The sequence below is a fragment of the Candidatus Neomarinimicrobiota bacterium genome (genome assembly GCA_022573815.1).
In the GTDB taxonomy this organism is placed as follows: Bacteria; Fidelibacterota; SORT01; order SORT01; family SORT01; genus JACZTG01.
In genome coordinates this window covers 49,731-67,660 of the sequence record JACZTG010000009.1, presented here as the reverse complement: position 1 = coordinate 67,660, position 17,930 = coordinate 49,731, and the positions used below count along the sequence as shown (strand labels likewise).

Below are 17,930 nucleotides of genomic sequence, written 5' to 3'. Positions count from 1 at the left end.
TACAACTCACTATTAATATTGCCGATATTAAAAGGAGGAGGAAGATATTATGTTTCATCACTCACCTCCTTCGTGGCTTAAATTAACTACAGTTCTATTCTCTTTGGTGAAATATTTTTTCGTGATATTTTGTATATCCTGAGCTGTGACGGCATCATAAAGTTCATATACCCGGTTCACGGTCTCCGGATCTCCTGTTAGATTAATATAGTGAGCGAGAGTAGAAGCTATGCTGCCCGGACTGTTCAAGCCCATAGCAAATTGGTACTTCATATGGGATTTAATTGATGCGAGACGTTCTTCGTCAACAGGAACATTTTTTACTTCTTCGATAGCTTTATATATTTCCGCTTCTACCATTTCAACATTTGCCGGGTCTTTCACCCTCGTGTAAATCGTAAACATCGTTGCATCCCTTCTGTCTCCGGCGCCGCCCTGCACAAATTCCACTATCTGTTCCTCTATCACGAGTTTTCTATATAGAGGTGAAGATTGCGAGAACGCTACTTGCGAGAGCACATCAAGCGTGGGCATATCGATTTCTCTGTCGCTGAATGCGGGACCATGATAACCAATCGCAATTATCGGCAGTGTGGGATTATCCCACGCTATCTTTACTCTTTTTTCCTCTGTTTGAGGTGATTCCTGAGGAATTTCAGGCTGCTTCGGTCCACTCCCCCATTTCCCATAATATTTTTCCGCCAGCGCCATCAAAGATTCATGGTCAACATCTCCCACAACAACTATGACACAATTATTCGGTCTGTAATATGTGTCGAAGAAAAACAGACTATGCTCAAATTGATTCGGCATATCCTCAATGTCTTTTAGAAAACCCATCGTCGTATGCTTATAAGTATGAGTTTGATAAGCGGTATCGTGTAATTTTTCCCCAATCGGCATAAACGGATTTGTTATGTTTTTTCTATATTCGCCAAGAACCGCGCCTGCTTCTTTTTTAAAATCATCCTCATCATATTTCAAGTTCTGGAAACGGTCTGACTCCAGATCCATAATCGTCTCAAGCGCATCGGAGCTGGCCAAGAAATGATACATAGTCCGATCATCGGAAGTATTGGCACTATGATCTGCTCCCACTCCCTTAAGTATATCATTAAAATCTTCCGAAGAATGCCTTTCCGTTCCGCGAAACATCATATGTTCAAAAAAATGCGCGAAGCCCGATTTACCCTCTTCTACTTCATTTCGAGAGCCTGTGCGCACAACTGTGTAATACGATATGAGTCCGGGACTGTCGTATTCAACTGAAACTACCTTTAGTCCGTTCTCTAAAACCCCTACATTTATCGGATATTGAAAGATTTTTTCTCCGCCTTTAGCTTCGTCTGTGAAATAGGTAAATAATAGGGAGAACGTAACGAGTAGACACAAAAATGTGTTTCTTGATTGATTCATAAAACAGACTCCGGTTCATTAGTTGATACTGCTCCAATCCAATTACGTGAAATAGCGAATTAAGTTATAGAATTATTCACAGATAATCGGCTGACAACTTTTCACGTAACTGCAATTTATATTTATTTTTGAAGAATAAACTCGGCATTAATAATTATGTTAATTTCTTCACCGACAATAAGACCGCCTGCATCTAAAAGACGGTTCCATTTCATTCCAAAATCGAAACGGTTTATTGTTGTTGATACTTGCCAGCCAGATCGCTTGTTCCCATAAGGATCTGTGATAGTTCCTCCATAGCTTGCTTCAAATACAACAGTTTTTCTGACTCCCAACAGTGTCAGATCACCGGTGAGTTTGAAACTATTTTCATCTATCGGTTCGACCGAATTACTTTTAAATTTCATCGTAGGGAATTTCTCTACGTTAAAAAAGCTATCTGAAATCAGGCTAATGTCTCTGTCTTCATTTCCGGTGTCTATACTGTGAGTCTTAATTGTCACCTCAAGTTTTGCATCTGAAAAATCTTTTTTCGAAATAATCAGCGTAGCGTCATATTCCTTAAATAGTCCCGCCACCTCACTGATTACCATGTGTCTTACGGTGAACCGGACGCTTGAATGCGCCGGGTCTATCTTCCAGGTCTGCGACTGAGCGAATACGGGGATAACTCCGAAGCCGATTAGACACAGTGATATAATTATTTTTTTCATTCTTGCTTTACTCCCGCAATCCGGCTACTGAAATACTTATGCCCGGCAGCTGTACGCCGCCATTTTCGGTACCATAATCTTTAGCCGCATTTTCCTCAAGAGTCTTCCAGTATTGAGCTACCTCGTCGGGAGATTGATTCGCCAGCATTACTCTAAGTGGCGCAGCAATATCCTTCATCAGTTGAGAGTACTCTCCGGCGGATGAAAACTCAAAATTAACTGTTATTGTTTCTGTTTGAATATCAGAGAAGCCGGCATTCGCCATCTGTTCTTCCATCACCCCTTCGGACAGTCCGGACATAGTGGGAGCCTCAGGCGGCGGCGTAGGCACATCGAACATTTGCCTAAGAACCTGAACAGCCAGACTAAAAAAGGGAATATTCTCCGGCTTGTCCCAAACGGCTGTTGCGAACTTCCCTTTGGGAACTAACATTCGATAAACGCCTTTAAGAGTGGAATCAACATTTGGGAGGAACATCAGTCCCCATCGGCTCACAATTGAGTCAAACTCTCTTTCGGAAAAATTCATATTCTCCGCGTCAGACTCTTGAAACTCCACATTCGTAGCGCCGAGATCGCTTGCTCTTTTCTGAGCGATAGCAAGCATTTGTGAGGAGACGTCAACAGCTATTACCTTTCCGCTGCCGCCAACTACTTTTGCCACCGAGAGAGCCGGTTCTCCGATTCCTGTGGCAAAGTCCAAAACTCGTTGACCTTGTTTTATATCCGCCATCTTTATCAGGCTCTCGGTTACTATCTGAGAAAACCGTTCAAGCGTTTCCCACCATTTTTCCCAACCGGAAGCCACGCTATCCCAATGCTGGCGTTGTCCATCCTTGTACTTAGCCGAATCAAATGAATTTGTGCTCATATTTAGTTCCTTTCGCAAAGCAGAATATAGATATTATTTCATCAACAATACTACAAATTAAGTCTCACAAAAATCACCGATACCGCAAATCCCATTGTCAGCGACCCTGGTCCTAACCAGTATAGCGGCGCAAGCTGGGTAGATTATGATGGCGATGATGATCTTGATCTATTTATAAATAATAATTTCTTGTACAGAAACAGCGGTAATGGGGTTTTCGTAAAAATGACTTCTTCTCTTGGCGCGACGCAGTCCATAGCAACAGGTAATGGTATGCAAGAAGTATTTCGGAAATTCAAATCATCCTGAAAGTAATTTTTTTAAAGCTGCTCTCTATTGATTTGAAACAAACAATTGCAATTACGTACTTTATAACGTACGTTTATGATTGCAATTTAGGGAGGTATAAAATGCGTACTATAAATGTTACAAATGCTCGGGCGAATCTCTACAACCTGCTTCTTGAAACTGCGGAGTCACACGAGCCAATCCAAATTACCGGTAAAAACTCGAATGCGATCCTCGTTTCTGAAGATGATTGGCGTTCTATACAAGAAACTCTCTATTTGCTCTCTATTCCCGGTATGCGAGAATCAATTGTCGATGGTCTAAAATCTAAGGTTGATATCGACACTAAGGAACTCGATTGGTGAATTGGAGGATTGTTTACACAAAACAAGCAATCAAAGACTCGAAAAAAATTGAATCATCTAAGTTAAAATCCAAAGTAGTCAATCTATTAACCCTTCTTAAAAACGATCCCTTTACACTTCATCCCCCATTCGAGAAATTACTTGGCGACCTATCCGGCGCATATTCGAGAAGAATAAATATACAGCACAGATTAGTCTATCAAGTATTGGACAAAATTAAAACGGTTAAAATTATCAGGATGTGGACTCATTACGAATGACCTAAAATTTCTTCGCAATTATATCATTCGTTTTTTCTCATCAGGTAGTTATATTTACTTAAAGTTGTACCTATTATATACTTATTAATCGAGGGATTGGAAATGACAGAATCTACCGGCGGTTTATTCTTTAAGTTATTCTTTAGCGCTACGCTGCTACTCATAATATTTTCTTTCACGGCGTGCGACAGTTTTCAGCAGAAAACCGATGCGCTTCCCTTCGACCCTGCTGATAATCCGTGGCCCGAAATAAGACTCGAGCGAATCGCGAAACTGCTTCCCGCAGCGATGCAGCGAGCGGAAGTTGACGCATGGGTTATTATTTGCAGGGAAAATGACAATGACCCCCTAGCGGCTCATGTAGGCTGCGAAAACGCCGGAGGCACCGCCGCTTTTCTGTTCTTCCTGGAAGGAAACAACGTTCGGTCGCTCGCTTTTTCGCCTGAAGGAGAGGCAAAATCTCTTCGGGATGTCGGTATTCACGACGAGGTCGTGCAATTTGAGAGAGGGGGCAGCGTATTCAACCTTGTCGCCGAGGAGCTGAGCAGGGTAAATCCGAGAGTAATCGCCATAAATTCGTCAGAACGGAACATCGCAGACGGCTTGTCATATACCCAGCGTATTAAACTCGAAAATGCCCTGGGATTCGTACTGATGCAGCGGCTCGTATCGTCACAAAACCTCGTTACCGAATGGCTGTCGGTAAAACTTCCCGCCGAAATAGAGATTATGCGAAAAGCAGCGGAGATTACAGCCGCTCTTGAAATCGAGGCGTATGCAATGGTCGTTCCCGGCGTAACAAAAGATTCTGATGTGGGAAAATTCCTAAAGAAGCGGATGAGAGAATTAGGCGTGGAAGACGCGTGGGCGCCGGAACAAAATCCTAACGTGAATTCCGGCGTTGACAGGGGACATTCTCACGCTACGGAAAAAGTAATTGTAGCTGGAGATTTTATACAGACGGATTTCGGTATAAAGGTTTACGGTACATGGTGCACGGACATTCAGCGGTTCGCTTACGTTCTTGCGCCGGGAATGACCGAACCTCCGGCAGAAGCGCTTGAGAAGTGGGAGAACGCCCGAAAAGGGAGCCGTATCGCGCTTGCGGCAATGATACCCGGCAATTCAGGATATTCAGTCGATAAAGCGCAAAGAGAGTGGATGAAAGAAGCGGGCTCGCTTCCGATTATCTGGAGCACCGGACATCCTGTGGGATATTGGACTCATGACGTGGGTCCGCGTTTAGGAGGCGCGCAGAGTGATAATCCGCCGACCGGTGATGCGCTGAGACCGCTCATTCCCGGACAGACGTTTGCGTTCGACGGTTTCTTCAGCTGGCCTCTTGAAAATGGCAATGGCGACACAAAAACAATATCCGTTGAAGAGATGGCTTATATAACAGAAACCGGAGCCAATTATCTTATTCCACCACAGGAAGATTTGATATTAATTTCATCAAGGTAACGCTGTTTAAGGTTATTCTTATATGAGAAGGATATTTGTATTTCCCCTGTTATGTTTCTCGCTTCTATTCTTTTGGGTTGCGGCAAGTCTGGCTGAAGGTATCCCCTCCGCCGAGCTGCTTATCAGAGAACTCTCCTGCTCGGGTTGTCACACCGACCTGAAGACAGAGAGTTTTATTCGAGAAAAGATTCCTGATTTGAGTTTCGCAGGTCTGAAATATAATTCGGCATATTTGCTTGAATATCTGCAAAACCCGGAAAAGGTCAGGCATAACATCGGTTACTCGCGGATGCCGGATTTTCACCTGAGTGAAAAAGAAGCGTTTGCTCTCGCGCTTTTCCTCGAAACTCAAAATACGTATTCAAATGAGTATCCGAATTTTCCTTCATGGCTGCATTCTGAAAGCCATCCTGATTATAGCACCCCTATCAACATCAAGGAAGAATTGTTTGAAGCGTTTGAATGCGTGAAATGTCATTCTCCCGGCGTGAAGGGCAAAGAAAGAGGGAGTGATCTTTCCACTGTGGGTTATCGACTCAAAAAGAATTGGGTTAAAATGTATTTCGTTTCCCCAGCTCTGTTTGACGGCGCTGACACGCCTATGCCCTCTTTTTTTTATGATATTTCAGACGACGGCAGGCAATATTCCGAGGCATTATCTCAGGCTCCGGAGCTAATAAATCGGGTAACCGACCAGCTCTATAAAAAGAATACCAGAAGAAAAGCTGAACTTGAGGAAAAATACAACAACGCTAAAAAATCTTACCCTGATGTCATTGTTGCCGATGGAGAAAAAATCTTTACCGCTTTGAATTGCGCCACATGCCACAGACATTCGTCAACAGAGCCGTGGAAAGACTCAATGGCTCCAAAACTTTCTTTTGAAGGCTCACGAGTGTTACAAAACTGGCTGCAAGATTATCTTTCTAACCCATATGCCCTCAGACCTTTCGGTTATCTACCGGGAAGCGGCAGCCGAATGCCGGACTATCACCTTACACCCGAAGAAGTAACTGTACTGACGGAATATCTAATCAAAAATGAAAAGAAACTAATAGAGTCCGAACTGTTCAGACCCGCCAAACTCTCTCCGTTTGCGATGAAGAAAGCGAGAGGTTTATTGGACGCGAAATTACCTTGTTTAGGCTGCCATCGTATTGGAGCTGACGGAGGAAGAATCGGACCTGATCTTTCTAACGTTAAATCAAGGCTTAAGCCTTCGTTTGTATTCGATCTGATCAAAAATCCTCATGCTGCTGATCCCAATATTATTATGCCAAAGACTGTTATGCCTGTACAGACATTAGAGCTTATCAGCAGCTATCTTCTTCAATTGAACGGTTCAAAGGTTGAATCGAAATATCTTTCTCTTGTAGATAATCCGGTTCTCACGCCCAATAGGATGAAAGGGGATAATTCGCTTTATCTCAAACAGTGTTCATCCTGCCATGGAATTGACGGCGACGGGAAGGGATTCAATGCTAAGTATTTACCAACCGCCCCAAGAAGTCATAAAGACAGTGAATATCTTTCCAAGCGTCCTGACGATGTCTTATTCGATGGAATTTTTGCAGGAGGATATATTCTGGATAAAAGTAATTTTATGCCCGCGTTCGGGCATACGCTCAGTCGCAGTGAAATAGAGAATTTGGTATCGCATATTAGAAAACTTTGCCAATGCGAAGGGCCCGCTTGGTCGCTCGATAATCAATCCGGATATATAAATGAATAAATCCGGGAAAAAACTAATATCAATCTTCATTGCGCTAACTTTGCTGACTTCAGCTTTTCTTATTTATAATTACAGCAAAGACGATTTTTATAAAGATACGTTAGGACTGACCTTCATCCTTCCGTTTCCATCTGAGCATTTTGAAGATTCGGCTGCTCAGCCTTCTATAAAAGATTTCAGAGGGTCAGAAGCGTGCGAAGCTTGCCATAAAGAGATTTACGATCTGTGGAAAAGTTCAACTCACGCAAAAGCCGGTGGACTTCCGAGTAAGGAGATCATAATCGGCAAATTTGATGAAAAGCCGCTCATCTTTAAAGATGCTGTCGTAATTCCATCTATAACAGAAAATGATGAATTCATATTCACCGTGCAACCTGAAGTCGGCAATCGAGTTATTCTCACGGTTGGCGCTGTTGTGGGAGGTGGTCATTTGGAAGGCGGCGGCACGCAAAGTTATTTCACGAAATTCCCCGACGGAACGCTAAGGATGCTTCCATTCGATTTTATAAAGCAGGAAAACATCTGGTTTGTTCAGTTAAGAGAGAGCAACAATTGGGAGCCGATTAGCGGCAGTATCTCTCTTAATGACTTGTCTCATTGGCCTCCATACAGGATTCTCGGCAGCAACACTGATTATTCCAATTGCCAGAATTGTCACGGCAGTCAGCTGCAGGTCGAGTATAAGAAGGATGAAAAGATATACGAAACAACTTTTCAAGGATTGGATATCAACTGTGAATCATGTCACGGTCCCGGCAGAAAACATATTGATATTGTGAATTCAGGCGATGTTTACAAGTCAGAAGATATTGGATTTGAAGCTTTGTCTATCCAAAATAAAGACGAATCCCTTCAGTTATGCTTTCAATGTCATGCTGTGAAGGACGAGGTTATAAACGGGCATCTTCCGGGCGCAGATCTTGAGCGTTATTATTCTATGAAGATGGCAATTTTAGGGAGCTCTCCGTACTTGGCGGACGGACGAGTAAGAGCATTTGCCTATCAGCAAAACCATCTTTTCAGCAGCTGCTACCTTAGCGGCTCAATGACATGTGTAGATTGTCACGAACCCCACTCACAGGATTACAGGGATATTTACGGTAACGCTCTAAACGGAAAATTTGATAACGGACAATGTCTCGATTGTCATCCGAGTAAAGCCGCATCACCGGAGTCTCATTCCAATCATTTGCCCGATTCTCCCGGTAACCTTTGCACCTCCTGCCATATGCCGTTTCTGCAGCATCAAGGACTTGGTTCGCAGCTGAAGTTCGCGCGATCTGACCATACTATCCCGATCCCACGTCCGGGATTTGATGCGAGTATCGGTATTGAAAACGCCTGCTCAAAATGCCACTCGGATAAAACCGTGGATTGGCTTCAAAAGAAGACTACCGAATGGTATGGAGAGATTAAACCACACCATAATTCCGTCAAAGCGCTCATGGACGCACAAAACGCATATGATATCAGGAAAGCGGCGTCTCTCCTCCTTCCTGATTCTCTTACACATACTATGGCGGATGCTACAGGTCTTCTGACTTTTATAAAAGAGAGGCTCGAACCGGATATGCCGGATATCCATAATGATATAATTAAGAGATTGAAAAAAATGGCTGAAAGCGACGACCTCGACATAAAAGCGCTTTCTCTTATGGCAATTCATCTGTCCGCCGGAAATCAACCCGGGATAAGAAAATATTTATCTGACAAAATCGAATTGCTTGGAGACAACTCAGCAGCTGTTCAAAACAGATGGTCTATCGGCGCGGATTTTATGGGTAGCACGTATTCCGCCCGCGGTGAATATGGGAACGCTATCGCAGCATATAAAAAGGCTATCGAAGTCAAACCCACCGATAGTATAGCTTTGTCCAACTTAGCGGCGGCTTATATGAAAACCGATGAAGTTCAAACGGCTATAGCTGTTTATGAACAGGTTTTAACCCTTGAGCCTGATAAACATAATATTTACGCACCTCTCTCCCTTGCGTATTCGCTGGCTGGAAATAAAGAAAAGGCAATTGAAGTGCTTGAAATAGGAATTGAGCGCGCTCCTACGAACGAGCACTTATTCAATATGCTCGTTCAGTTGGAGTCGCTTGAATCTAATGAACTAAAATGACTTTCGTCGGCTGATAAACAGCCTTTACTTGAGTAATAACATCTTCTTCGTCCGGCTAAGTTTTCCTGCTTGAAGATTATAGAAGTAAATTCCGGAGGACATTGCGGACGCATCCCATGATATTTTATGTAAACCCGCATTTTGCTCTTTATCAACAAGACGCGCTACTTCTTCTCCAAGTAGATTATGAATTGTAAGTAGAATCCGGCCGTCATTCGGCAGGTCATACTCAATAAGAGTCGTCGGATTAAATGGATTCGGATAGTTCTGCTTCAGCTCAATAGAATTTGGCAGTTGCAGCACTCGTTCATCTATCACGCTTACGGGAATTTGCAGCAGATTCGGTAACAGCTGACCCCGTATCTCGCCTGCCGGGTTTGCAGACGTATGTATGTTAACATATACCCCTCCGCTCCTTATCATATCGACAATATCATCGGTGAGCGGATCGACCTCATCGATTGCGCTCCATATTCCGGAAGCGGAGTTCCCGTCAAATGTGATAGCCTTAATAACACCACCGGTTTCTCCTGCGGCTCCGGCGTGGAAGTGCGAGGCACTTATAGTTAACCCATTAACGGTAATATTGTATTCAAGCTCACCGCCTACATCTGAGTAGAAAAACAAACTTGTCAAAGTGCCTGTTCCCGAAGAAACAACGGCGGGGTCGGCTACTGTCTGGCTACCGTCAAGTTGGGCGTTATAACCCGAAACTACAAAAACCTGTCCACGAATCTCACCTCCCGAGTATAGGGTCGTATGTATGTTAACATACAATCTTCCGCTGAGCAGCTCTTCGACAAGCTCGGAAGTTAACGGCTGTGAAGCATCTGTAGAGGACCAGACGCCGCTGGCGTGACCATCAACGAATGTAAGAGTTTTTACAACTCCTCCGTTTAACCCCGCGCCCGCATTATGGAAATGAGCTACGCTTTGAGTTATACTTGAGATTGTGATGTCATATTCTACTGCTGTTTGTGCCGAATTGAGCGTTAGAACCGCTATACCTGAACCGAGGGACGAAATTGGTGTGGGGGCAATATTGTCGCCGCTGATAAACGCCGCGAACGCAGTGCCATCTTCGCGTTCCAGCTGGCCCCTTATTTCGCCTCCGCCGTAAGCAGCTGTATGAATATTCATATAAACATTTCCGAGAAGCAAGTCACTGATTAAATCATCAGTCAAAGGTTGTTCTGCATCACCGCCCAACCACTCACCGTCTGCGGCGTCATCAACTAAAGTGATGTTTTTGACCACTCCTCCATTATCAGTAGCGCTTCCTCCGTGAAAATGAGAGTTAGTCGGCGTCAAACCCGTAACATTTAAGCCAAAATCTAATTCTCTATCATTGCCGAATAGTATAACGGCACCTGTACCCACACCGGATGAAGTAATAGACGTAGGAACAATTTTATCGCCGCTTAATAATACCTTAAAAAATACCGGTACTTGAATATTTCCACGAATTTCCCCTCCCGGATTTTCTGTTGTGTGAATATTAACATAAATCCTGCCTGCTAAAAGCTCATCCAACATTGCAGTAGTGAACGGTTGGTCTCCATCAGATGACGACCAAACGCCCGATATGGTCATTCCACCGCTGAAATCCAGTGTTTTCACAACCCCACCTGTCGCATCGAATGCGCCGTTGTGGAAATGCGCTACAGTAGGAGTTAATCCGTCGATTGTAATAGCATAATGAAACTCTGTCCAATCGTTCATCAGCACTCCTGTGAGCGTTCCTGTACCTGAAGAAACTATAGGAGTGGGTACGATATTACCCCCCGACAGGAATGCGCTACCAATTCGATCTTCTTTCTGAGCCGAGAGATTCGGCACTGATAAGAGAGTAATTATTATAAAGCTTAGTAACGTTTTATTCATACTGATATCCTTTTGTTGGTTATTGATGACTAATTTAGTAATGTTAAAAAATAAAAATATGGATAAGAACAGTAACAGTTTATCCCTATTAGGCGAATCCTTTCTGATTTGGTAAATTGAACTGCTACAAACCAATATAACGATTTTATTACGTTTGTCAAGTACTATAAAACTTAATAAGTCATTAATAGAATCTGTGGTGGAACAGCCTGAATCTTCGACTAACTGATACTCTCTCCATCTCGGCTGCCGCGCAGTCTGTCAGCCATTTCCTCTAATGTCTCTGCTACGAGCCTGTCCTCCCCCGCGGAGAGCGTAAAACGTTCGACCCACTGACCATCGTCCTGCATCTCCTTCACTTCCTCTATAGATGGAGCAACATTCTCATCGAAAAACAGGTTGTACTTCTCGCAATTGTTTTCTGAATCTCTGTGAATAAACAGTACTTTCGCCATTCTGCCTTCTTTCTGTTTTGGTTATTTTACTTCTGAATTTTGCTGTTTTAATATCAATCAATCATGATACGATATTTGTAAAAATTAAAATAAGTTACAACAATTTACGGATTGCTCTTAAGGCTTCCTTAAAGCGTTGAATACCTTCTTTAATCACATTCATAGACGCGGCATAAGAGAATCGGATATTATTGTCACAGCCAAACGCCGCACCGGGAACGATGACCAATTTGAATTCATCCAACAAGAATTCCGCAAAATCAACCGAGTTGTCGATTGTTTTTCCATTATGATTGAACCGATAATAGCTGCTCACATCGGGAAACACAAATAAAGCGCCATCAGGTTTGTGGAGCGAGATATCCGGGATATCGGACAATTCGGAATAGACGAAATCCCGGCGTCTTTTGTACTCTTCTCTCATCTCAATCACCATAGATTGATCGCCGATAAGCGCATCTATTGAAGCTTTTTGAGCGATCGAGTTGGGACAGGAAGTACTTTGAGCCTGAACTTGAACCATCTTTTTGATGAGCTCTTCAGGTCCGGCGGCATATCCTATTCGCCATCCCGTCATAGAATATGTCTTCGACATTGAATTCACGGTCAGTGTATTGCCAATAGCGCCATCATAAGCAGCAATACTTTTATAGTTTTTGTCGAATACAAATTGCTCGTAAGTCTCGTCTGAGACCATCAGGATGTTGCTATTGCCGCATACTTCAATCAACTCTTTGATAAAGTTGTCATCCAACAGCGCGCCTGTCGGATTTGAAGGCGAGTTGAGAACTATAGCGGCTGTCTTATCTGTCACGTAACTTTCTATCTCTTCAACTGTTCGAGAGTAACCGGCATTTGGATCAAGCGGTGCGAATACGGGTGTCGCCCCTGTTAATTTTATAATTTCCGGATATGCGACCCAGTAAGGTACCGGCACGATCGCTTCATCTCCTTCTTCCAAAGTAGCCATGAAGGCATTGAAAACAGCCTGTTTCGCGCCTGCGGTTATTATCACCTCCTCGCGGGAATAAGAGATTCCGTTGTCACGCTTGAGTTTCATGATTACAGCGTCTTTTAATTCCGGCAATCCATCAAAGTTCGTGTATTTTGTAAAACCCTCCTTCATAGCGGCAACAGCATATTCGGTAATTATCTCCGGTGTTGGGAAATCCGGTTCTCCGATACCAAGATCTATAACATCAACACCCTGAGCTTTCAATTCCCCCGCTCTGATCATCATCTCTGTTGTTGCGGATGGTATTATTTTTCGTAGTCTGTTTGCTGTTTTAATAATGATATCCCGTTGAAACTTAATTTATAACATTTCCGGCTCTTATGATAATGTTGAGACAGTTTGAATGCACTAAATATCTCGCTTTTTGGTAGCACATTTTCAGAAAGAGGTTATATTGTATTTAAACACAATCTGACTTAAATTTATAATTATTTTTTTGGGACTTTACATAGCGGAGGTTTTTTGTTGAAGAAAAAGGTTGCAGTACTTGGTGCCACAGGTATCATCGGACAGACCATAATTAATCTGCTTGAGGATCATCCATGGTTTACGATTGAGGCGCTCGTTGCTTCTAAAAGTTCTGCCGGCGGAAAATACTCCGAAAAATGCCGATGGATTTTATCCGACCCTATGCCTGAGAGCGTCAAGGATATGGAGATACTTGACGTTGACAGCGCTCTTGATACCCCCATCCTTTTCTCAGCCCTCGACTCATCGGTGGCTGATGAAATCGAAACTGCTTACAGGCAAAAGGGACATATTATAGTGAGTAATTCATCGAATCACAGGATGGACAGCGATGTACCTCTCATTATTCCCGAAGTTAATCCCGATCATCTGCAATTGATAAATAATGATAGCGACGGCGGGTGGGAAGTAACCAATCCCAATTGCTCGGCGGTAGTCATAGCGCTTGCCCTCGCCCCGATCTCAATTGAGTTTGGCATCGAACAGGTATTTGTGGTGACGATGCAATCTTCATCCGGCGCCGGATATCCCGGTGTATCATTTTTGGACTTAAGCGGCAATATAATTCCGTTCATTAACGGAGAAGAACCTAAAATAGAAAAAGAAATATCAAAGATACTCGGTTCCTTTGAAGATAAGAAGATAGTTGATTACAGCTGCGATGTCAGTGTCCAAACCAACCGTGTGCCGGTGACATATGGACATATGGTATCCTTATTCATCACTACAAAAACGACGCCGGATGTGGAGAGAATAAAAGATCTGTTGAGAAATTTTTCCGGTATTCCCCAGGAGAGGAACCTTCCTATTGCTCCGAAACACCCTATATATCTTGGTGAAAACAGTTTCCGTCCTCAACCCAGACTTGACGTCGATCAGGAAAACGGGATGGCTATTACAGTAGGAAGAGTTGAGAAAGTCAACGCAAATGCGGTCCGTATGGTGGCTTTAGGGCATAACACGATAAGAGGAGGCGCCGGATCAGCTATTCTTAATGCGGAGCTATTGCACTCAGAAGGAATGATCTGATAAAATGATAGTAATGAAATTTGGAGGGGCTGCTCTTCAAAATCCACAATCCATCAAGAAGGTCACGTCTATCATCAAGGCGTCTCTCAGCGAAAATCCTGTAGTGGTATTTTCTGCTTTCGGAAAATCAACGCGTATGTTGGAAGAACTATTTAAATTATGCCGGAAAGGTGATCTCGAAGCGGCTTATAACTTAATTGACAATAATTTTCTTCCGCTCGCTCAATCATTATTTGAAGGAGAGCTGAGTGCGAAATATGAAACGGAATGCGGAAATGATCTGATCAAGCGAATCGAAGATCTAAAAAATTATATAAGTTCTACCGAGAGAGAATGGAAATCGGCCGATAGGGATCATATTGTCTCGCAGGGAGAACTTATCACAAGCAGAATTATTTTTTATATCCTTAATAATGAAGGGGTGGAATGCAATTGGCTTGATGCTCGTGAAATGATAATCGGTGACGAGAAACATCGGTTCGCTCGACCTGATTTCAATAATTCGGTCGGACTCGTGAAACAAGAAGTGGAAAGATGCCGAAAAGAAAATAAATTGGCTGTCACACAGGGTTTTATAGCTTCAACTCCATCCGGAATGACCACAACTTTAGGCTACGAAGGTTCGGATCTGACCGCAACTTTCATAGGCGCCTGCATTGATGCTGACAGGGTTGAATTGTATAAAACAGTCCCGGGCGTTATGACAGCTGATCCTAATCTTGTGCCGGACTCTAAAACAGTTAGCCGAATATCATATGAATATATCGAAAAACTCACATTCCTGCGCTCAAGAATTCTTCATAAAAATGCCATTCAACCTTTAATCGGAAGGGATATCCCTCTGAGGATATTAAATCTTCACAAACCGGAAGATGACGGTACTACAATAGAAGACACCCATAATGACGATCTGGAACATGAATATTTCGTTGTGGGTCATCCGGATGGTATTTTAATTTCAAAACATCCTTCAAATGGGAGCGATCCTGCGGAATCAGATGAAATCGGTATTATTTTAAGCAAAAGGGACATTGCGTATGTACCAATTGAAAGCAGTATGGAACAGATTCAATATTTCATAACTAATAAGTTAAAAATGAAGCAAGCTTCTCGTCAATTACGAGGAATTGAAAATATCTCATGGAATAAAGATGTTTCCATGATAGGAATAATCCATAAATCTTTATCTGATGACCGCTTGATAAAATTGATCTCAGATACTTTAGATGCGCATAACGCAAAGGTGCTGATCTCTTCTTCTTCATCTGATATGATTATTTTAGTGATTCAAAAGGATAACTTTAAACAAGTAAATAATGCCTTACACAGCATGCTGAGAGAATATTCCGCGGCAGATGCAAAGCTTATGGAAAGAAAATGAATATCGGTCTCATAGGTAATGGCACAATGGGTAAACTTACTTCCGAAGCGGCGAACAAAAGAGGACATAATGTTATAAAACATTTCGATTCGAAAGATCCGCTTATTTCTGCCGATCAAATTGAGCAGATAGAATGTCTGATTGATTTCTCTCTCCCTGATGCCGTACCAACCTCCATTGCCATTGCTGCTGATGCTAAGGTAAATATTGTTATCGGAACTACGGGCTGGGACAATGACATCCTCAGCAGCTATAAAGACAAATTGGAGAGCGCTCTCTTCGTTGCTGCTAATTTTTCAATCGGTGTCAATCTTTTCAGGCTGATAATAAAGAACGCAACAAAATTGCTTGACGGCGCCGGAGAGTACGATGTTACCCTAAGAGAAACCCATCATGTAAAGAAACTTGACAGCCCGAGCGGTACGGCGCTAATAATCGCCCAAGATATAATATCACAATCCACTTCAAAGAAATCCCTTTTTACCGGTTCCCCGACAGAGACGATCTCTAATGATGCTTTGCGGATAACCTCAGAGCGGATTGGCGATGTGGTGGGTGTTCACGAAGTCTCGTTCGAATCTGATGTGGATACAATCTTACTCCGTCACGAAATGAAAGATAGAAGCACGTTCGCAGTTGGGGCGGTAGCTATCGCAGAGTGGCTAAAAGGAAGATCCGGATTATTAGAATTCAATGATTATTTAACAGATGTTTATGGAGTTCGTAACGGGAACTGATGGACATTAAGAAATTATACGGTTCAATTGTTGCTTTAGTCACTCCATTCGATGATAACGGAGCAATAGACTTCTCTGCCTTTGACGGGTTAATCGAGTTTCATTTGCGAAACGGAACTTCATCAATACTTATATCCGGTACTACAGGAGAAGGGCCCACTATCACCAATGACGAGCTGGCGACAATGTTATCCCGAGCCAGAGCAATAGCCGGAGACGAATATCCCTTGATTGCGGGGACAGGCACTAATTCCACCCTCTCAACGATACAAAGGACAAAGCTTGCGGAAGAAAGCGGAGCCGATTTTGCCCTGATTGTAGGACCTTACTATAATAAACCGACACAGGAAGGATTTTACAGGCATTTTGAAGCTGTCGGCGAGGAAGTGGATATACCGATAATCATTTATAATGTCCCGGGCAGGACAGGCTCGAACATTTTGCCGGAAACGGTAGTTCGCCTCTTTGAACTAACCGGTATTGTAGGGATCAAAGAAGCTTCCGGTGACTTGAAGCAGATAGAAAAATTGTTGGACAGTAAGCCGCCGAATGAAGTAGTTCTATCCGGCGACGATGCGTTAACACTATCAATAATTGCACTGGGAGGAATCGGTGTTATCTCTGTAGTTGCAAATGAGATGCCTTCTGATATGGCTGAATTGGTAAGTTCTGCGCTCGCCGGAGATTTAGATCGAGCGCAAAATCTGAGAGAAAAGATGCTTCCTCTGATGGATGCAAACTTCATAGAGAGCAACCCTATTCCTGTTAAATACGCGCTCTCTAAGATGGGAATGATCGCCGAAACATACAGACTTCCTATGCTTTCATTAGAAAAAAACAGCAAAGATAAAATGGATGAAATTCTCAAATCGTCAGGACTTATTTAATATGACAGGTGATCTCAGGGAAAAGATCGAACATCTTTCAAAGTTGAAATCTTCAGATTATCCCCAAGATGCGATTGATACTTTTATAGAATTCAGGGATCTGCTCGGACAAGGAAAAATCCGCGCGGCAGAACCTATTAATGGTGAATGGAAAGTCAATATCTGGGTAAAAAAAGGGATATTATTAGGATTCAGCCTTGGAAAATTAATTGACTATTCTCTGAACAAGAGTTTTCGCTATTTTGACAAAGATACTTACCCCTTAAAAAATATATCAGTTGACGACGAAATCCGCATAGTTCCGGGGGGAACCTCAATCAGGGAAGGTGCCTATGTTGCAAAAGGGGTCGTTATTATGCCTCCCGCATATGTGAACGTCGGCGCTTACGTTGATGAAGATACGATGATAGATTCGCACGCTCTTGTGGGCTCATGCGCTCAGGTAGGAATGAACGTCCATATCAGCGCGGCCACACAGGTCGGAGGCGTACTTGAGCCTGTCGGCAGTTTGCCTGTTATAATTGAGGATAACGTCCTTCTCGGCGGAAACACTGGAATCTACGAGGGTACCATAGTTCGCTCGGGCGCTGTTATTGCCTCAGGAACAATACTGACTTCAGGTACGAAAATATACGACCTTGTGAACGAAAACGTTATTTCACTGAATGCGGAAGGTATAATTGAAATTCCGAAAAACGCTGTCGTTGTTCCGGGAACACGCAGGAAAGATGGAAAATTCGCAGAGAAACATGATATTTCAATATACTCTCCCGTCATTATAAAATATCGCGATGAGAAAACTAATAGCAGTACAAACTTGGAAGAGCTGTTGAGATAAAG

General features: G+C 43.0%; 16 protein-coding genes. 10 read left to right on the top strand and 6 right to left on the bottom strand.

The features are described from left to right. Positions 1-57 precede the first annotated feature (57 nt). From IIB39_05565 to IIB39_05555, 3 genes are all read right to left on the bottom strand, one after another. Entirely contained in the window at positions 58-1,416 is a 1,359-nt protein-coding gene (locus IIB39_05565; GenBank protein MCH8928169.1) for an insulinase family protein, read from the bottom strand. A 122-nt stretch (positions 1,417-1,538) separates the two neighbouring features. Continuing rightward, entirely contained in the window at positions 1,539-2,129 is a 591-nt protein-coding gene (locus IIB39_05560; protein ID MCH8928168.1) for a polyisoprenoid-binding protein, read from the bottom strand. 7 nt (positions 2,130-2,136) lie between these two features. Beyond that, positions 2,137-3,000: a class I SAM-dependent methyltransferase gene (locus IIB39_05555; GenBank protein ID MCH8928167.1), complete on the bottom strand. Its 864-nt coding sequence runs from the start codon at positions 2,998-3,000 to the stop codon at positions 2,137-2,139. Between the two features lie 410 nt (positions 3,001-3,410). On the opposite strand from IIB39_05555, the gene IIB39_05550 reads away from it, so the two are divergent. The 5 genes from IIB39_05550 to IIB39_05530 all read left to right on the top strand — a co-directional run bounded on the left by IIB39_05550 (position 3,411) and on the right by IIB39_05530 (position 9,234). Further along, the gene (locus IIB39_05550) at positions 3,411-3,653 is read left to right on the top strand and encodes a type II toxin-antitoxin system Phd/YefM family antitoxin (protein ID MCH8928166.1); all 243 of its coding nucleotides are present in this window, start codon (positions 3,411-3,413) and stop codon (positions 3,651-3,653) included. Further along, on the top strand, positions 3,650-3,913 hold the full coding sequence (locus IIB39_05545; GenBank protein ID MCH8928165.1) for a Txe/YoeB family addiction module toxin: 264 nt from the start codon (positions 3,650-3,652) through the stop codon (positions 3,911-3,913). The genes IIB39_05550 and IIB39_05545 overlap by 4 nt, the downstream gene beginning before the upstream one ends. 102 nt (positions 3,914-4,015) lie before the next feature. Continuing rightward, complete coding sequence (locus IIB39_05540) at positions 4,016-5,377, top strand: aminopeptidase P family protein (GenBank protein MCH8928164.1); 1,362 nt, start codon at positions 4,016-4,018, stop codon at positions 5,375-5,377. Positions 5,378-5,399: 22 nt separating this feature from the next. Further along, positions 5,400-7,109 (top strand): c-type cytochrome, encoded by a 1,710-nt coding sequence (locus IIB39_05535; GenBank protein MCH8928163.1) that lies wholly within the window; start codon positions 5,400-5,402, stop codon positions 7,107-7,109. Continuing rightward, positions 7,102-9,234, top strand: a complete 2,133-nt coding sequence (locus IIB39_05530; protein MCH8928162.1) for a tetratricopeptide repeat protein — start codon at positions 7,102-7,104, stop codon at positions 9,232-9,234. Before IIB39_05535 ends, IIB39_05530 begins: the two co-directional genes overlap by 8 nt. 24 nt (positions 9,235-9,258) lie before the next feature. On the opposite strand, the gene IIB39_05525 is transcribed toward IIB39_05530, so the two are convergent. The 3 genes from IIB39_05525 to IIB39_05515 all read right to left on the bottom strand — a co-directional run bounded on the left by IIB39_05525 (position 9,259) and on the right by IIB39_05515 (position 12,813). Further along, a complete protein-coding gene (locus IIB39_05525; protein MCH8928161.1) occupies positions 9,259-11,118 on the bottom strand; it encodes a CHRD domain-containing protein in 1,860 nt (619 codons plus the stop codon). A 221-nt stretch (positions 11,119-11,339) separates the two neighbouring features. Beyond that, positions 11,340-11,573, bottom strand: a complete 234-nt coding sequence (locus tag IIB39_05520; GenBank protein MCH8928160.1) for a hypothetical protein — start codon at positions 11,571-11,573, stop codon at positions 11,340-11,342. Between the two features lie 94 nt (positions 11,574-11,667). After that, on the bottom strand, positions 11,668-12,813 hold the full coding sequence (locus tag IIB39_05515) for a pyridoxal phosphate-dependent aminotransferase (protein MCH8928159.1): 1,146 nt from the start codon (positions 12,811-12,813) through the stop codon (positions 11,668-11,670). Between the two features lie 237 nt (positions 12,814-13,050). Here IIB39_05515 and asd point away from each other — a divergent pair, with 237 nt between their 5' ends. Genes asd through IIB39_05490 form a run of 5 tightly spaced genes read left to right on the top strand, consistent with a single transcriptional unit; the run spans position 13,051 to position 17,928 of the window. Next, complete coding sequence (gene asd / locus IIB39_05510; protein MCH8928158.1) at positions 13,051-14,085, top strand: aspartate-semialdehyde dehydrogenase; 1,035 nt, start codon at positions 13,051-13,053, stop codon at positions 14,083-14,085. A 4-nt stretch (positions 14,086-14,089) separates the two neighbouring features. Then, on the top strand, positions 14,090-15,466 hold the full coding sequence (locus tag IIB39_05505) for an aspartate kinase (GenBank protein MCH8928157.1): 1,377 nt from the start codon (positions 14,090-14,092) through the stop codon (positions 15,464-15,466). Beyond that, positions 15,463-16,203 carry a 4-hydroxy-tetrahydrodipicolinate reductase gene (gene dapB / locus IIB39_05500; GenBank protein ID MCH8928156.1) on the top strand — a complete coding sequence of 247 codons (741 nt, stop codon included), beginning with the start codon at positions 15,463-15,465 and terminating at the stop codon, positions 16,201-16,203. The genes IIB39_05505 and dapB overlap by 4 nt, the downstream gene beginning before the upstream one ends. Further along, the gene (locus IIB39_05495) at positions 16,203-17,090 is read left to right on the top strand and encodes a 4-hydroxy-tetrahydrodipicolinate synthase (protein MCH8928155.1); all 888 of its coding nucleotides are present in this window, start codon (positions 16,203-16,205) and stop codon (positions 17,088-17,090) included. The genes dapB and IIB39_05495 overlap by 1 nt, the downstream gene beginning before the upstream one ends. A gap of 1 nt (position 17,091) precedes the next feature. Beyond that, positions 17,092-17,928, top strand: a complete 837-nt coding sequence (locus IIB39_05490) for a 2,3,4,5-tetrahydropyridine-2,6-dicarboxylate N-succinyltransferase (protein MCH8928154.1) — start codon at positions 17,092-17,094, stop codon at positions 17,926-17,928. The last annotated feature ends 2 nt before the right edge of the window (positions 17,929-17,930 follow it).

What these genes read in the sequence shown, in the direction of transcription:
- IIB39_05565 (MCH8928169.1), bottom strand. Translation starts at nt 1,416, where the DNA reads ATGAATCAATCAAGAAACACATTTTTGTGTCTACTCGTTACGTTCTCC.
- IIB39_05560 (MCH8928168.1), bottom strand. Translation starts at nt 2,129, where the DNA reads ATGAAAAAAATAATTATATCACTGTGTCTAATCGGCTTCGGAGTTATC.
- IIB39_05555 (MCH8928167.1), bottom strand. Translation starts at nt 3,000, where the DNA reads ATGAGCACAAATTCATTTGATTCGGCTAAGTACAAGGATGGACAACGC.
- IIB39_05550 (MCH8928166.1), top strand. Translation starts at nt 3,411, where the DNA reads ATGCGTACTATAAATGTTACAAATGCTCGGGCGAATCTCTACAACCTG.
- IIB39_05540 (MCH8928164.1), top strand. Translation starts at nt 4,016, where the DNA reads ATGACAGAATCTACCGGCGGTTTATTCTTTAAGTTATTCTTTAGCGCT.
- IIB39_05535 (MCH8928163.1), top strand. Translation starts at nt 5,400, where the DNA reads ATGAGAAGGATATTTGTATTTCCCCTGTTATGTTTCTCGCTTCTATTC.
- IIB39_05530 (MCH8928162.1), top strand. Translation starts at nt 7,102, where the DNA reads ATGAATAAATCCGGGAAAAAACTAATATCAATCTTCATTGCGCTAACT.
- IIB39_05525 (MCH8928161.1), bottom strand. Translation starts at nt 11,118, where the DNA reads ATGAATAAAACGTTACTAAGCTTTATAATAATTACTCTCTTATCAGTG.
- IIB39_05520 (MCH8928160.1), bottom strand. Translation starts at nt 11,573, where the DNA reads ATGGCGAAAGTACTGTTTATTCACAGAGATTCAGAAAACAATTGCGAG.
- IIB39_05515 (MCH8928159.1), bottom strand. Translation starts at nt 12,813, where the DNA reads ATGATGATCAGAGCGGGGGAATTGAAAGCTCAGGGTGTTGATGTTATA.
- IIB39_05505 (MCH8928157.1), top strand. Translation starts at nt 14,090, where the DNA reads ATGATAGTAATGAAATTTGGAGGGGCTGCTCTTCAAAATCCACAATCC.
- dapB (MCH8928156.1), top strand. Translation starts at nt 15,463, where the DNA reads ATGAATATCGGTCTCATAGGTAATGGCACAATGGGTAAACTTACTTCC.
- IIB39_05495 (MCH8928155.1), top strand. Translation starts at nt 16,203, where the DNA reads ATGGACATTAAGAAATTATACGGTTCAATTGTTGCTTTAGTCACTCCA.
- IIB39_05490 (MCH8928154.1), top strand. Translation starts at nt 17,092, where the DNA reads ATGACAGGTGATCTCAGGGAAAAGATCGAACATCTTTCAAAGTTGAAA.